11 protein-coding genes are annotated in these 15,035 nt (G+C 65.0%); 6 read left to right on the forward strand and 5 right to left on the reverse strand.

From position 1 onward, the window contains the following. Window positions 1-106: 106 nt before the first annotated feature. The 5 genes from WN73_RS42475 to WN73_RS42495 all read left to right on the forward strand — a co-directional run bounded on the left by WN73_RS42475 (window position 107) and on the right by WN73_RS42495 (window position 5,743). A complete protein-coding gene (locus tag WN73_RS42475) occupies window positions 107-832 on the forward strand; it encodes a response regulator (RefSeq protein ID WP_011085479.1) in 726 nt (241 codons plus the stop codon). A 299-nt stretch (window positions 833-1,131) separates the two neighbouring features. Next, the gene (locus tag WN73_RS42480) at window positions 1,132-1,659 is read left to right on the forward strand and encodes a DUF1127 domain-containing protein (protein WP_271558221.1); all 528 of its coding nucleotides are present in this window, start codon (window positions 1,132-1,134) and stop codon (window positions 1,657-1,659) included. Between the two features lie 235 nt (window positions 1,660-1,894). After that, window positions 1,895-2,821 carry a cytochrome-c peroxidase gene (locus WN73_RS42485; protein WP_271558222.1) on the forward strand — a complete coding sequence of 309 codons (927 nt, stop codon included), beginning with the start codon at window positions 1,895-1,897 and terminating at the stop codon, window positions 2,819-2,821. Then, window positions 2,818-5,313, forward strand: coding sequence for a two-component system VirA-like sensor kinase (locus tag WN73_RS42490; protein ID WP_271558223.1), 2,496 nt, complete (start codon window positions 2,818-2,820; stop codon window positions 5,311-5,313). The genes WN73_RS42485 and WN73_RS42490 overlap by 4 nt, the downstream gene beginning before the upstream one ends. A 169-nt stretch (window positions 5,314-5,482) precedes the next feature. After that, a complete protein-coding gene (locus WN73_RS42495) occupies window positions 5,483-5,743 on the forward strand; it encodes a hypothetical protein (protein ID WP_198046587.1) in 261 nt (86 codons plus the stop codon). A gap of 44 nt (window positions 5,744-5,787) precedes the next feature. On the opposite strand, the gene WN73_RS42500 is transcribed toward WN73_RS42495, so the two are convergent. From WN73_RS42500 to WN73_RS42520, 5 genes are all read right to left on the reverse strand, one after another. Beyond that, window positions 5,788-6,936 (reverse strand): amidohydrolase, encoded by a 1,149-nt coding sequence (locus WN73_RS42500; protein WP_271558224.1) that lies wholly within the window; start codon window positions 6,934-6,936, stop codon window positions 5,788-5,790. An 81-nt stretch (window positions 6,937-7,017) separates the two neighbouring features. Continuing rightward, a complete protein-coding gene (locus tag WN73_RS42505; RefSeq protein WP_038965859.1) occupies window positions 7,018-8,211 on the reverse strand; it encodes a M20/M25/M40 family metallo-hydrolase in 1,194 nt (397 codons plus the stop codon). 116 nt (window positions 8,212-8,327) lie between these two features. Further along, on the reverse strand, window positions 8,328-9,575 hold the full coding sequence (locus WN73_RS42510; protein WP_271558225.1) for an MFS transporter: 1,248 nt from the start codon (window positions 9,573-9,575) through the stop codon (window positions 8,328-8,330). 247 nt (window positions 9,576-9,822) lie between these two features. After that, on the reverse strand, window positions 9,823-10,080 hold the full coding sequence (locus WN73_RS44445; RefSeq protein ID WP_082901029.1) for a DUF1127 domain-containing protein: 258 nt from the start codon (window positions 10,078-10,080) through the stop codon (window positions 9,823-9,825). A gap of 198 nt (window positions 10,081-10,278) precedes the next feature. Beyond that, window positions 10,279-13,242, reverse strand: a complete 2,964-nt coding sequence (locus tag WN73_RS42520) for an SPOR domain-containing protein (RefSeq protein WP_271558226.1) — start codon at window positions 13,240-13,242, stop codon at window positions 10,279-10,281. A 322-nt stretch (window positions 13,243-13,564) separates the two neighbouring features. On the opposite strand from WN73_RS42520, the gene WN73_RS42525 reads away from it, so the two are divergent. Continuing rightward, the gene (locus tag WN73_RS42525) at window positions 13,565-14,989 is read left to right on the forward strand and encodes a TAXI family TRAP transporter solute-binding subunit (protein ID WP_038965862.1); all 1,425 of its coding nucleotides are present in this window, start codon (window positions 13,565-13,567) and stop codon (window positions 14,987-14,989) included. Window positions 14,990-15,035 lie beyond the last annotated feature (46 nt).

A 15,035-nucleotide genomic window follows, 5' to 3' on the forward strand; every position in this document is an offset into this window, starting at 1 on the left:
ACGTTGTCGTCGCATGGCGACGCTTTTGCTGTCCCCCATATTATTCCGAGTGATTGCGAATCTTGAACGTGACCCGGTTGGTGACGACGGATTTTGAGAGTGAAGTATGCTTGCAGATGTTGGCCACATCGTTGTTGTCGATGACGATCCCACCTTGCGGCAGATGGTGATCAGATATCTGGAGGAGCACAATGTCCCCACCAGGGCGGCGTCCAACCGGTCTGAACTGTACCACTATCTCGAGGCCGGTCAGCCCAGTCTGATCATCCTCGACCTTCGCCTCGGTCAGGAAGACGGCCTGGACCTGCTGCGGGAAATCCGGTCGCATTCCGACGTGCCTGTCATCATCACGACCGGCCACCGCCCCGACGAGATCGATCGCATCGTCGGGCTCGAGCTCGGCGCTGACGACTACATCATCAAGCCGTTCTCCTTGAGAGAGCTGCTGGCGCGCGTCCGGGCGGTGTTGCGGCGGCAGGAGATGGGCCGTGCCGCGCGCGCCCGGGATCCCGAGCGCGGCGGCTATCGCTTCAACGGCTGGAAGCTGGAACGCCGCGGCCGAAAGCTCATCGATCCCAGCGAAGCGCCGGTACCGCTCAGCAAGGGAGAGTATGCCTTGTTGCTGGCCTTCCTCGAGGCGCCGCAGCGACCCCTGACCCGCGAGCATCTGCTTCAGGCCACCCGCATCCACGAAGACATTTTCGATCGCAGCATCGATGTTCAAGTGTTGCGGCTGCGGCGCAAGCTGGAGGTCGATCCGAGCGCGCCGCGCGTCATTCAGACCGAGCGCGGCGTCGGCTATGTCTTCGCGGTTCCCGTAGATCCGTTCTAGGGCAAGATCCGGACCCGAAGGGTCACGTTAGCGCGAAGTGTGCGGCGGTCTTCCCCTCGCGACAAACGCGGAACGCGTCTGCGCGGAGATCATGTTCGAACAATGTGGCGGCCGCCGGATTGCAATTGTAACCCCTTTGTCTGTGGCGGTGATCTCGGCGTAACAGCCGGCCGGCACATAGTCTCCCACGAACAGCGTGTGGGAGATTTACGATGAAGACGCATTCTCACGGTGTCATCCGTATTGTCCGGCCGGATGACACGGAGCCCGATGGGCAAGGCTGGTCCGATGGCCGCGGGATGGCCCGTCTCGGTTCTGGCGGCACCGCGCGGCAGGGCCTCGCCGACATCGGTTCGGATTCGGCGCCGCCGGCTGCGCAGCCGGGCCAGGAGCTCAGCACATTCTGGTGGGCGGTCCTGACCTTCTTCATGGAAGGGTTTGCCCTTTATGGTGCCGCGTTGCATCCGACCGCGGCCATGCCGGTTCACGCAATACTGGCGGCACGGAGGGATTGGGAGTCGCAGCCCAAGGCCAGCGAGCCGGCGGAACCTGTGCAGAGCCGCGGCAGCGACGGGGCCGGGAGCAGCGGCAATGTCGTCGAGCTCGGTCGCTCCCGGCGATTCGAGGTGCAACCGGAGCGTCGCTGGAGTCCGCTGCGTTCGGCCGGTGAGACGTTGACGGTCTTGCTGTCGCACGCGCGCCGGGAACGCGAGATCAGACGAGCTGTTGCCGCTCTCAAGGAGCTCGACGACCGGACATTGCGCGATCTCGGAATCCACGGCCGGTCGGAGATCGAGGGGATGGTGAGGTACTGTCATGATTGCTGAGGCGCTCTACCTTGCCTTCGCCGGACTGGGCCTGTTTCGCGCCGTGCCTCGTTCGATGATCTGGTGCGGCCTCCGTTTCCGGATCCGGCGATCGCCGCATTCACGAAATCATCGAGCCTCGATCAAAAGCCCTTGAATAGACGCGGTTGCTTTCGCTTCCGCCCCCATATCACTGACGGTGCGACGATTGACTGGATTTCGCGGAGCCGGACCAGGCGCCGGCTATCGGGGTGGCTTGATCGCCATTTGCGCGGTGCTGCTGTGCTGCGTAGAAGTCACGCCCGCGCCGTCGCAGCCGCCGTCGGCGCACGCACTTGACCGCGGGGAGCCGATCACGCCAATTCCCGCGGCCCCTGCCGCCGACCCGCTCAAGGTCGCCCTTGGCGAGAAGCTGTTTGGCGATCGCCGGGTCTCGCATGACAATTCCCGCGCCTGCCAATCTTGTCACGATATCGCGACGAACGGCGCGAGCCAGAAGCGGCACGATGTCGGCCTCAACGGGGCGGGGCTTGCGCTCAACACGCTCACCGTCTTCAATTCGACGCTCAGCTTTCGTTTCGGCTGGGAAGGAAAATTCCGTACCCTCGAGGCCGATATCGAGGCATCGCTGCAAAGCCAGCACACCATGGGCAGCAGCGCGGCGGAGGTTGCCGCAAAGCTCGATGCCGATCCCGACATGCGCGATCGTTTCGTCGCGGCCTATGGCCGCCGTCCGGAAGGCGCCGATGTCGTCGACGCGCTGGCGAGCTTTCAACGCACGCTGGTCACGCCGGGCAGCAGGTTCGATCGCTGGCTGAAGGGCGACGACGCAGCCCTTTTGGCCGGCGAGCTGGACGGATACCGCCTGTTCAAATCGCTGGGTTGCTCCGCCTGCCATCAGGGCGTCAACGTCGGCGGCAATCTGTTCGAGCGGCACGGCATATTCCATCCCCTCGCGTCGCCCGAGCCCAGGATCCTGCGCGTGCCGAGCCTGCGCAACGTCGCGACGACCGCGCCGTATTTTCATGACGGCAGCGCGCCGACGCTCGATGACGCGGTTCGCAAGATGGCGCTGGCCCAGTTGAACGCGACGCTGACAGACCAGCAGGTCAAGGCGCTCGTCGCCTTTCTCAACAGCTTGACCGGGACCTATCGCGGTGCGCCCGTCGGAGGCTCGCCGTGAAATCCGCGCCCGCCGTGATCAGCGTCGCGTTCGTGCTCGGGCTTCTCACCTGGTTGCTGTTGCACGGGCTGAACATCAACTCGGCGCGTTATGACAGCCAGCTTCGGGCGCTCGGGGATTTCACCCGGTTCGAACGCGGGATGACCAGGGAGGTCCTCACCGCGCGTGCCGGCCTGTCGCGCAACTATGATGCGCTGGTGCATATGGTAAATGCCTATGACGATGCCCTGACGCGGCTGCGCGACACGGCAGGCCTCGACGCCGAGCAAACCAGGGTGATCGATGTTCTGTCGGCGCGTGCCGACCGGCAGGAGAGCCTGATCGAACGGTTCAAGAGCAGGAACGCGTTGCTGCAGAACTCCTTTGCCTATTTCGGCCTGTTCAGCGACAGATTGGCCGCATCGGAGTCCCGGCCGGTGGTGACGGCCACCTCCGCGCTGGCGGCAGCCATGCTCCGCCTGACGCTCGATACGTCGGATGCCGCAGCGCGTCAGGTCGAGGACCGACTGGAAGAGCTGGCGCAACTTCAAGCGCCGCCGGCGGAGACGGATTCGGTCCACGCGCTGCTGCTCCACGGACAGATGCTGCACGACCTTCTGCCTGACATCGACACGATCCTGAAGACGCTCGTCGCCGAATCCAACAACCGCGAGCAGGATGCGATGCTGGCTGTGATCCTGAAGCGCCAGCTTGCCGCGCGCGCCTCGGCGCGCAAGACGCGGTTGCTGCAATATATCACCTCGCTGCTGCTGCTCTCCGGCATCATCTATTTCGGAATGCTGTTGCGCAAACGGGCCATGGCCCTGCGCTGCCGCGCCGCATTCGAACATGTGATCGCCAATATCTCGATGCTGTTCATCAATTCGAGCAACGACGGAATCGATGCGGATGTCGAGATGGCGCTTCGCCAGCTAGCCGGATGCATCGGCGCTGACAGGGCCTATTTTGCCTGCGTGGTCGGCACCACGATGCACACCTATCGGTGGTCGCGCGACGGCATTGCATTCGAGCCCGGCTGGCCGGAGCGGGTGCTGAGCCTCGCACCGCGATTGGACGGCGGCGAAGACGGCATCGTCTATATCCCCAGGATGAACGCCTCGCATCCCCATGACGCGATGCTCACCGAGGCGGGTGTGAGCGGCTGGCTGTGCATCATGGCGGCCTACGGAAGCCGCGATGGAATTCTCGGCTTCGATGCGGTGCGCGGAGGTGCGCTCACATATTGGTCCGAAGTCTCGCTGTTTCGCATGGCCTTTGACGCCATCGGCAACGCGATCCGGCGCGCCCGCCTCGAAGGGGAGAAGGAGCGCCTCCAGGCGAGCCTGCAACAGGCGCGTCGCATGGAGACCATCGGGACCTTTGCCAGCGGCATCGCCCATAACTTCAACAACATCGTCGGCGCCATTCTCGGCCATGCCGAAATGGCCGATGCGCGGGTCGCGCCGGGAAGCCGGCCGGCCGCAAGTCTCGCCGAAATCCGCCGGGCCGGCGAGCGGGCGCGTGAGCTGGTCGAACAGATTCTCGGCTTCGGGCGCCGCGGCGAGGGCAGGCGGGAGCGCGTTTGCCTCAGGACCCTGGTCGACGAAACCAGATCGCTGCTGGCCGCATCGCTGCCTTCGCACGTCACATTCGAAGTGGACGAGACGGCCGACATTGCCATCGTGACGGGCGAGCCGGCCCAATTGCAGCAGGTCATCCTGAACCTGTGCAACAACGCGGCGCAGGCGATGAAGGAGCCCGGCCGTATCGAGCTCCGCATCAAGGTGCACGATCTCGCCAAGCCGCTGTCGATCGGGCGGAGCGAGGTCGGTCCCGGCCGCTTCACCGTCATTTCGGTCGCCGATCCCGGGCCGGGGATGGACGAGGCGACGCTGGAGCGGATATTCGAGCCGTTCTTCACCACCCGCCCGGACGGTAACGGCCTCGGGCTCGCGACGGTTCGCGAGATTGTCGAGCAGCATGACGGCACCGTCGCCGTGCAGAGCAGGCCGGATGCCGGCACGCGCTTCGACATCTGGCTGCCATCGGGCGAGCCAGTCGAGCCGCAGCCCGCTCAACACGGCTCGGATCCGGCGTTCCTTGGGGCCGGCGAAACCGTGCTCGTCATCGACACCGACCGCCGCCGCCTGTTGCGCTATGAGGAAATCCTCGCAGCGCTGGGTTATGAGCCCGTCGGCTTCACTGGGCTCGCGGAAGCGATCGCCGCCTGCCGGGCCGCGCACGCCCGTTTCGACGCGGCGTTGGTGTGTCATCTGCCGGGCGGCTCCTCGCTCGATCTCGCGGCGGCGCTGCATGATGCGGCGCCGGCCCTGCCGATCATCCTCGCTGCGCCCTCGACGCGCGACCTGGCGATGCCGTCGCTCAAGACATCCGGCATCACCGAGCTCGTCCATCACCCGCTGGCGTCGGCGGAGCTCGCCAGCGCGCTGGCGCGGAGCCTCGTCTCGTCGGCCACGAGCGGAAGATTGCGGCGAGCCGCCGGGGCTTCCTAGCCCGCCGGGCCGCGACGACAGGGCCTGCGGTTGCAGCGGTAACGCGATATCACCGCCGGCGAAATGGCCGGGTAGCCGGGGTCTCCTATTCTTGGCAGGCGCGTGTTCGCAAGGGCGAATGCGCAGGCGTCACCGCGATAGGAGACAGATGATGTCAATCAGACTTGGCGTGACCACCGTCGCAGCTGCGTTGTTGTTCTGGCCGGTTTCGAGTCTCAGGGCAGGAGGGAGCGCCCCCACGCGGATCGCCTCGCCCGGCAATCCTCCACCGACAAAATTCGCAGACCTTTTCCGGCAAGCCCCCATCGGGCACCGGCAGCCGCGGCCCGGTGATTTGTCCGAGCCGGTGCAGGCTACGCCCGTCGACGTCGAGCTGCGACGGCTCGACGCCGAAATCGACCGCAAGCTGATCATCTGCCGCGGCTGCTGATCATGCCGGATGGCGGCGTGCACAGGGCCCGCCGCCTCCCCGTGCTAGTTCGACGCCAGCGCCGTCTTGGCCACCTCGGCCATCCAGCCCGATGCGACCGGGAGGATCGCGTCGTTGAAATCGTAGCGCGGGCCGTGCAGCTCGGCGCCGTCGCGCAAGTCGCCGTTGCCGATCCAGACGAACGCGCCGGGCCGCTGCTTGAGGTAGAAGGCGAAATCCTCACCGGCCATGCTGGGCGCAAGGTCGCGCCTGACCTCGGCCCGCACCTTCTCCGCGGCGGCGCGCGCAAGGCCCGCCTCATCAGGCGTGTTGACCACGACGCCGACGCCCATGACGATCTCGGGCGTGATCTTGACGCCAAAGCTTGTGGCGACGCCGGCGCAGATCTCGCCGATCCGCGCGAGGAGGACGTCCTTCACCGCCTCGCGATGAAACCGCAGCGTGCCGCGGATCGCGACCTTGCCCGCGATCTGGTTCGGCGCGGTGCCGCCTTCGATCGTGCAGAGCGAGAGCACGGCGGTGTCGAGCGGATCGACGCTGCGCGCCACGATCGACTGCAGCGCCACGATGAGATGGCCGGCCGCCATGACCGGATCGCGCGTCAGATGCGGCATGCCGGCATGCCCGGCATGGCCCTCGATGGTGATGGTGACGCGTCCCCCGGAAGCCATGACGACGCCGTCATGGACCGCGATGGTGCCGGCGGCAAGGCCCGGCCAGTTGTGGAAGCCGAACACCCGGTCCATCGGGAAGCGCTCGAACAGCCCGGCGCCGACCATCGCGCGCGAGCCGCCATAGCCCTCCTCGGCCGGCTGGAAGATGAAATCGACCGTGCCGCTCCAGCTGGTGTCGGCGGCGAGCAGTGCCGCGGCGCCGAGCAGCGAGGCGGTGTGCCCGTCATGGCCGCAGGCATGCATCACGCCTGATGTCGTCGAGGCGTAGGGCAGGCCGGTATCCTCGGTGATCGGCAGCGCGTCCATGTCGGCGCGCAGGCCGACGCGGCCCTGCGCGTGCCCGCGCGTCAAGGTCGCGACGACGCCGTGGCCGCCGATGCCGGCCTCGAAGGGAATGCCGAGCTCGGCGAGCCTGTCCTGCACGAAGGCCGCGGTCGCCTTCTCCTGGAGCGACAGTTCGGGATGGGCATGCAAATGGCGGCGCCACGCGGTCAGTTTCTGGTGCAGTTCGGGTGTCAAGATACGGATCTCTCGTGTCGGTTGGCGGAGGTTCGCAGGATGGATTTCGCTGCGCTCGACCCATCCTGCAGGCTCACATGCTCACCGCATCGTCGCAAGCTGCACGGCCAGCGCGCAGGCGCGGTCGTATTCGTCGAGATTGATCCATTCGTCGACCGTGTGCGCCTCGTTCTGGCCGGCGCCGAAGGTCACGGTCGGAATGCCGTGGCGGACCATCCAGTTGGCATCGAGGCCGCCATTGGCGGCGCGGACATTCGGGGTGCCGCCGACCGCGGACACCGCCTCGACCGCGCGTTTGACGACGGGGAGGTTGTCCTTCATGCGGAACGGGTAATAGTCGGTCTCGGCCTTGAACTTGACCTTGCCGGACTTGCCTTGCGCATTCGTCACCTTCTTGGCCGCCTTCTCGAACGCGGCCTTGTAGGCTTTCGTGATCTCCTTGAAGAATTTTCCGTCGTGGCTGCGGCTTTCGCCGCGCACATGCACGTAGTCGGTGACGACGTTGGTGGCATCGCCCGCGGGGCGGCCCTCGCCGCCGGTGACGGGGCCGATATTGCTCGTCCCTTGCTGCTTGCCCTTCACCACCTTGCCGAACCAGCCGCCGGCCTTCGCGTCTGCAAGGGCGAGCGCCATGATCATGGTCGAGGAGATGCCGCGCTCCGGCGCGACGCCGGCATGCGAGGCGCGACCGAAGATCTCGACGGTCCAGCGGTCGGCCCCGACCGCGCCGATGATCACGTTGGAGGCCGAGCCGCCGTCGTAGTTGAAGGCCATCACCGGCGAGCCGAGCTCGTCGAGCTTGACGTGGCGCGCGCCGTAGAGCCCGCTCTCCTCGCGCACGCAGAACAGAAGCGTGATCGGCGGATGATCGAGCTTCTGCTTTTCGAGTTCGGCGGCCAGCGTCACCAGCACGCCGCAGCCGCAGCGATTGTCGCCGCCGAGCGCGGTCTTCGCCTCGTTGACGATCTTGCGCCCTGATTTTTTCGGCTTGGCGCCGGCGCACAGCGGCACTGTGTCCATGTGGGTCATGAACATGATGCGCGGCTGGTTGTGCAGCGCGCCGCGGCCGGGCAGGTCGACGATGAGGTTGCCGGTCTCGGTCGGCACCGGAATGCGGGTGTTGGCGTCGTCGAGCCGGATCGCCTTCGCCGGCACGCCGCTCTGCTTCAGCGCGGCGGTGAGCTCCCGCCCGATTGCCGCCTCCTGTCCGGTGACGCCCTCGACGGAGAGGAAGCGCATGAGGCGATCGGTGGCGGCTTTGGTGTCGACAGGCATGGACTGGAATTCCCTTGATGCAGGTAGCGGCGCAGGCTCGTAGGATGGGTAGAGCGAAGCGAAACCCATCGACCCGTATGCGAAGATGATGGGTTTCGCGAAGCGCTCTACCCATCCTACGAACGCGGCGACGTATAAGTCAAAAAGATCAGCACGCCGAACGCCAGCGCCGCCGCCATGAACAGCAGTACGGCCGGCAGCCCCGCGAGCGCCGCCACCGCGCCGGTGACGGACTGCATCAGCGCGGTGCCGAGAAAGAAGGCGAGATTGACGGCAGCGAGTGCCTTTCCCGCGACCTGCGCGTCGACGAGTTGCCTGGACATGCCGAACAGCAGCGGCTGGGCGGAGGTGAAGAGCCCGATGAGCACGAACAGTGCCAGATCGTAGTGCGGCGGCATGACGGTCACGCCGAACAGCCATGCAACGGCAAAGTGCGGGGCCCCCAACGCCATCAGCGCGAGCAGCAGCGCCGCGAACGCGTGCGTGCCGGCCACCAGCTCGCGGCGGCGGCCGATCCTGCGGTCGATCATGCCGATGAGAAGCGGCCCCACGATCATCGCCAGCGTGAAAGCACCGAGCTGGTTGCCGGCCTCGACCCGCGTCAGTCCCTTGATCTCCATCAGCCATGGTCCGCCCCACAGGCCGCGCAGCACCAGCGAACTCGCCAGCGACACCAGCGCCAGCGCGATCAGGCCGCGCAGCGGCCGCGACAGGCCGAGCCTGAGCACCTCGATCATCTGCGCCATCGGCGAGGAATGGTCCTTGTGCTCGGCCGGCTGGTTCGGCACCAGCGCGAACACTGCGAGCGCCACCACGACGCCGCCAGCTGCCGAGACCCAGAACCCGGCACGCCAGCCCCAGGTGTCGACCACGAAGGCGAGCGGGCTCGACGACAGCAGCATGCCGATATTGCCGATCGAGAGGATCGCGCCCGACCACAGTCCAAATCGCGCCGCCGACAATTGCTTGGCCGCGAGCGTCATCGGGCACATCAGCATGCCCGAGGTGGCGACGCCGAGCATGAGCTGGCCGACCGCAAAGCTCTCGGGGCCTGTCGCAAAGCCCGACGCGACCGCGCCGAACACGGTTCCCGCCAGCAGGGCGAGCGACACTGGCCGCACGCCGAAGCGATCCATCGCCGCACCGACCGGAATCTGCGCGGCGGCAAAGGCAAAATGATAGACCGAGGTCAGGCTCGCCAGCGCCTGCGGCTCGATATTGAAGTCCGCCGCCATCAGGTCGAGGCTGATGGCTGGAATGGTGCGCAGCAAGGTCGAAAGCATATGACCGCAGGCGAGCGCGACCAGCGCGAAGATCAGCGCGCGGGTGGCGCTTCCCGCCTCGTCAGTGGCTGCGGTCCCCATGAGTGTCCCGTCCCGTGAAGGTTTTGGCTGGGGTACATGATTGACGGGACGGTGCCAATGGGGGAAGGGCAGGCCCGGCTATTCGAGATTGTGGCGTCCGAACTTTCAGCTCGTCGGGTGGGTCGAGCAACACGAAACCCCTCAACCCGATTGCAACGAAGATGAGTCTCGCGAAGAGCTCGGCCCATCCAACGAGCTTAGTCGTCGCTGTCAGGCGCTTGTAACGCCATCTCGGGACCTTGGCCCCTTATAGGCTGTGGTGCCACGCTTCGAGATACAACGGAGACCTGCGCACCTCTTCAACAGTGCTCCTCGATAGGCCCAAGTCGGCGAGCAGCCGATCATCGAGTTCGAGAAGTTCCCCGTACTGGCGCCGTCGTTCCCACGCGCACGCCATTCCAGCCAGCCACACAAGTGGAAGCTTCCACCATCGCAGGTCGGGAAGAGGCAGTGAGGGCGGGTTGATGATGTAAGCGGAATTGGAAGTAGTGCTGCCGCAAGACATGTTTCACCTCCATATTGGAGCGAAACAACACTTGGCTGCGGGAGCTCATCGGGCGGTTGTCAATGTCCCGAGCGATCTATGTATCACACGCTCCGTGGGTGCTCAAGCGATAGTCAGTGAATATGAACTCAGTCATCCGCAGCAGCGGTTGGGGAAGGGCAGGCCCCTTATTCCGGATTGTGACCTTGCGATCCGGTCCTAGAGGTTCTTGATGATCGAGACGAAAGTCGGCGGCGCCTTGGTGGACGCGCCGGTCGAAAGGCCACCTCCGGCTTCGAATGCGCTTTCCGCGATCTCGTAGCCGAGCATGCGGTAGCTCTCGAATTGCGACTCCGTGAAGAATTGATTCAGCGTCGTCTCGTGCGGAAAGGTCGGGTGGGATATCGCGTAGCTCAGGACGCCCATGGGCTCCGTTCCGTGCAGGCCCGACTTGAAGTACAGCAGCAGCCCGTTTTGCGACGTGCCGCCATCGGCCTCGCCATAGAGAATATCGCCGACCGCCCAGTAAGGCGCTTTCGTTGCAGGGCTTGGACGTTCCGTGAAGCGCTTCTTGAGCAGGTCGAGGCCACGCAGGTCGATGCGTACGCCGAGATCGATCCAGATCTTGCGCAGCGCGTTGCCGAGATCCTCGAAGGAATAATCGGGGTCGCAGCCGGCGTCGCTGACAACGATCACGCGGCAGCGCCGGCGGACCATCTCGTAGAGGCCGAGATTCTCGAAGTGCCCGCCGTCAGTCAGGTAGACCCAGCGCTCGGTCTCGCTGGTCAGGCCGAACATCTCCATGAAGAACGGCCGGAGCGCATCTGTCGGCTTGACCTCCGCGTAGTAGGCATTGTCGCCGCGCGGGTTGGCCAGCCACCAGCCAAGGCGCACGTTGAACAGCGCCATCAGGAAAGCGACGCCCGGCGACGAGTTGTAGCCCATGCTCGGACTGACGGCCGCGCCTGAAATCGCCATGGCGGTCCCAAGGGTGAGCATTCCGCCGTAGGGCCGGGGCTGCTTGGTCGTCGCGTAGGTCGTCCGGTATGCACCGTCCGAAAATACGGCGCTGCCGCTGCCGCAATGGAGCGGCGAGAACGTGAAGGGCGCCGCCATCCGTTCTTGCCATGCCAGATTTCTCGACGACACGAGGTTGAGTGCCGCGCCGATGACGTGGAACGGCTTCCAATTGGCCCCCGTCGGTGCAACGCCATGCTCCCAGAGCTCATGCAGATACGGGCTGTCGCGGCCGTCGAAATCCGTAAAGGCGTTCTTGGTCTTGTCGCGGTCCTTCTCTTTGCGCGACGCACCGAGAAAGGCGCGAACCAGTCGGTTCCGGTAGAGGCTGTGGAGCGAGTAGCGGTTGATGCTGAGGACATGCGAGGCTGCATAGATCAGTGCTCCAAGCGCGACGCCGGCTATGAGCACGACTTTCCAAGGCAGATGATCGGCGCCAGCCTCGAGTGCGAACGCCCTGTCCCAGGCGATGGACAGTAGAGCGACCAGGACCGACGCGAAAATTCCCGCCGCGATCGCCGCAATCGTGTTGAGCCCGAGATATTGGCGAACGCCCGACGCCTGCTCGGCGGCGGCCCTGGTCTTCGAGCTCGCTCCCAGGATGACGGAAAGCAGGCCTGAAAGACCTCCCCCGGTCGCAAGCGAGGGGACGAACGCGCTGCCAAGCTGACTCTCGATCCATCTTGCGGCCGGTGGCGTGCCAAGCACGAGCCCGAACCACAGCAGCCAGCCGAGATAGGCCAGCGTGAAGAGTCCGCTCGACCGCGCCTGGAATTCGAGCCCGACGTCCACCTCGGACAGGAATTCGGCAAACGAGATGTAGATCACGTCGGCGACGATCCGCGCCATGACGATCCAGGGCAGGCCGAGGACGCAGGCAAAACCCGCCGTCGTGGCAACGGAACCCGATGGGCCGTAATGCCAAAGCAAGACCAGTCCCGCGGCACCCAGCACGCCAAAAGCGGCGCCGGCGACGCACCAGGCGAAGAGATCGATCCATGGATGCTTGGGACGAGCCGCGAGCGGTGGGCGGGCCGACTTTCCAAAGACCAGGGTCCACAGGCGCGCCAGCACCCAGGAGGCAAGAAAGAATAGAACGCCAAGGATGGCGCCGCGAAGCACCACGACGGGGTAAAATTGAGCTTTTTCGACCTGCTTGTCGACTTTGAACCCGACGGCCGTGGTCACGTCCGTGAGCATCGACAGACCGTATTGGCTTCGCAACACGAAAACCAGCAATGCAGCACCGACAAGGAAGGGCATGAGATCGCAAACGAGAAACCGGGGTTGCGAGACATTGATGCATCCGCGGCCGGGACGGTTCGCGACGGAGAACGACAAGGACGCCAGAAAGCAGAGGGTTGGTATGAACATGACAACCAGGAACCAGGCCGACGTATTCTCGCGTCTGATGCTGTCGGCATCGATGACCGCAAAGTAGAGTGCGTTGGTGATGAGCACTGCAAGGATCATCGGAGGAACGAGCAGGACCCAGTTCAGGAACAGGTTGCGCAGGACGCCGGCAACGTCGCTCCACAGGTCGGGAGAAATCGGCGAAAAGCTGGGGGCGAGAAAGTGCGAGTTGCGCCGGAGGTTGGAAACCGGCTCGGCTTCTTCGTGATCACCGAGTTGACCGACGCTGTCTCGCCGATTGAGCGCCGAAACCACCGTGCTCGGACTGGAGCGCCGCTCGCGCTCCTGATGGAGCCAGGCTGATAGCCAACTGCCGATATAACCGCCGCCCGACACGGTCGACAGATACTCGAACTCCGTCAGAGCCGAGCCGGTCTTCCCGCCCTGGTGCTTCGACGTGACCTCCAGCGCCGCAAATCGTTGCAGGATGCCGAGCGCAAACGCCGCGCTGCGGATTCCTCCGCCGGAAAGGCACAGGGCCCATCGGTCGTCCGCGTTCAACGCCTGGTAGACGTCGAGGAGTTTTCCCGGGACCGGGTCCGTCGGCGATGGTCCGGGCAGTGTTTGGGAGGGCTGCTGCGCAGGTTGCGGCGATGTCGCGGACGGCGGTTGGGTTGGTGTCTGCGAAGCGCCGGATGCCGGCTGCGCTGGTGTCGGCGAGATGTCGGGATCTTTTGGTGCGAATTCCAGGCGAACGCCCGCGAGCGCCCGCCGCTCCTCCCAAAGGACCTGTGAAAGGTTCAATGCCCCCATGACGCCTCTCCCCCTGTTTCACTGAGATCGGCCCAAGCGGCCTGTTCAGTGTCTCCGCTGGGTCAGTTCTGGTCGGCGGGCCGAGCGTAAGCTTGACCGGAGCAAGCTAGCGGCACCGGCGACAGCAAGCGTGTGAAGCAATTCACAAACACGTAGAAATTGTCATGGCTGCCGCATGGAAGCGGTCGTGACGCAAGGCACGTTGTCCATCAAAACGAGTCTGACGCCGCTGCCTGAGACGATGAACCAGGCCGGCCGTCAGAACGTTATTCCCGGCAAGATGTGGTATCATGGGGACCTGGATCTGCAGCTGGCGGCGGCAATGTCTTCCACCGAGAGTGCAACCAAGACGACCAGTGAGGCGGCCCGCCGAGAGCGGAGGAGGAGCAATTCCTTACTGTTCGCTCTCGCCGTTGGATTTCTTGTCTTCGGTGCGGCCGCGGGTGCGCTTTACTACGCTTTGCGGCCGGAGGTTCTACGGATCGCCGTTGGACCGCCGGGCAGCGACGATTACAAAGTCGTCGAGGCAATGGCCGATGCCTTCAGAAGGGAAAGTCGAACCGTCAGGCTGTCTCCGATCAAAACTGACGGCGCGGTGGAGTCTCTCGCCCTGCTTGGGGCTGGCAAGGCGGACCTTGCCGTCGGCCGCGGTGATCTGGAAATGCCCGCCGAGGCGCAGACCGTCGCCGTCGTGCGTAAAAACTTCGTCGTGCTGTGGGCGCCCTCCGAGCCTGCGGGCAAGGGCGCGAAAAGAAAGCGGTCGCCGAAAATCAAGGAGGTCGCCGATCTCGCGGGGCACCGTGTCGGCGTGATTGGGCGGACCCCCGTGAATGCCGCGTTGCTGCGGGTCATTCTGAGCGCCTCCGGCGTGGACGCTGAGAAGGTCGCTGTGACGCACTTTGGCACTGAACAGATCGGGGAGCTGGCGCGCGATCCCGCCCTCGATGCATTCATGGCAGTCGGGCCACTCGACAGCAAGATCACATCCGACGCCGTTGCTGCTACGGCGCGGGCCCGCGGCGAGCCGAAATTTCTCGCCATCGAGACATCGGAAGCGATCGCCTTGAGGCATCCCCGGTATGAATCGGAGGAAATTCCGCCCAGCGTCTTCAATGCGGATCCGGCTTGGCCGGGTGACAAGGTCGAGACGGTCAGCGTCAGCCACCTCATCGTGGCCAGAAAGAGCGTGTCCGAAACCACGGTAGCCGCGTTTTTCCGGCAGCTCTTTGCCGTCCGTCAGGCGATTGCGCGGCAGGTACCTGGCGCTGCTCACATCAGCAAGCCGGACCTCGAGAAGGACACCGAGCTGCCCGTCCATCGGGGAGCGGCGGCCGTCATCGACGGCAACGAACGCACCTTTCTCGACCGGTACGGCGATTACTTCTGGTTCGGGCTCCTGCTTCTCTCCGGGATCGGCTCGGCCGGCGCCTGGTTGCGCCGCTATTTGAACCGCGAGGAAAGGGAGGACAACACCAGCCATCGCAAGAGAATCCTGGCCATGGTCGCGAGCGCGCGGACCGCGGAATCCAACCAGGAACTGCTGACCCTGCAGCGTGAGGCGGACGCCATCATCGCTGAAACCCTCGAGTGCTACGATGACGGCGCTGTCGAGGAAGAGGAACTCGCCGCATTCGGGCTGGTGCTCGATCTCTTGAGCAACGCCATTGCCGAGAGGCGAGCCGCGTTGCAACGAACCAGCTTCGAAACCGTTCGAGGCGCGACAGCAGGCTCCACGCTGCGAGGATAAGGGCGGCCATTTGAACCGGCCGTTGCGGATTCCGCCGCGCCGGCGC

This window comes from Bradyrhizobium sp. CCBAU 45394, from assembly GCF_028128655.1.
In the GTDB taxonomy this organism is placed as follows: Bacteria; Pseudomonadota; Alphaproteobacteria; order Rhizobiales; family Xanthobacteraceae; genus Bradyrhizobium; species Bradyrhizobium diazoefficiens.

Excerpts from the sequence above, each read along its gene's own strand:
- WN73_RS44445 (WP_082901029.1), bottom strand. The coding sequence starts at position 10,080 with ATGTCTTGCGGCAGCACTACTTCCAATTCCGCTTACATCATCAACCCG.
- WN73_RS42505 (WP_038965859.1), bottom strand. The coding sequence starts at position 8,211 with ATGCCTGTCGACACCAAAGCCGCCACCGATCGCCTCATGCGCTTCCTC.
- WN73_RS42510 (WP_271558225.1), bottom strand. The coding sequence starts at position 9,575 with ATGGGGACCGCAGCCACTGACGAGGCGGGAAGCGCCACCCGCGCGCTG.
- WN73_RS42525 (WP_038965862.1), top strand. The coding sequence starts at position 13,565 with ATGTCTTCCACCGAGAGTGCAACCAAGACGACCAGTGAGGCGGCCCGC.
- WN73_RS42475 (WP_011085479.1), top strand. The coding sequence starts at position 107 with ATGCTTGCAGATGTTGGCCACATCGTTGTTGTCGATGACGATCCCACC.
- WN73_RS42480 (WP_271558221.1), top strand. The coding sequence starts at position 1,132 with ATGGCCCGTCTCGGTTCTGGCGGCACCGCGCGGCAGGGCCTCGCCGAC.
- WN73_RS42520 (WP_271558226.1), bottom strand. The coding sequence starts at position 13,242 with ATGGGGGCATTGAACCTTTCACAGGTCCTTTGGGAGGAGCGGCGGGCG.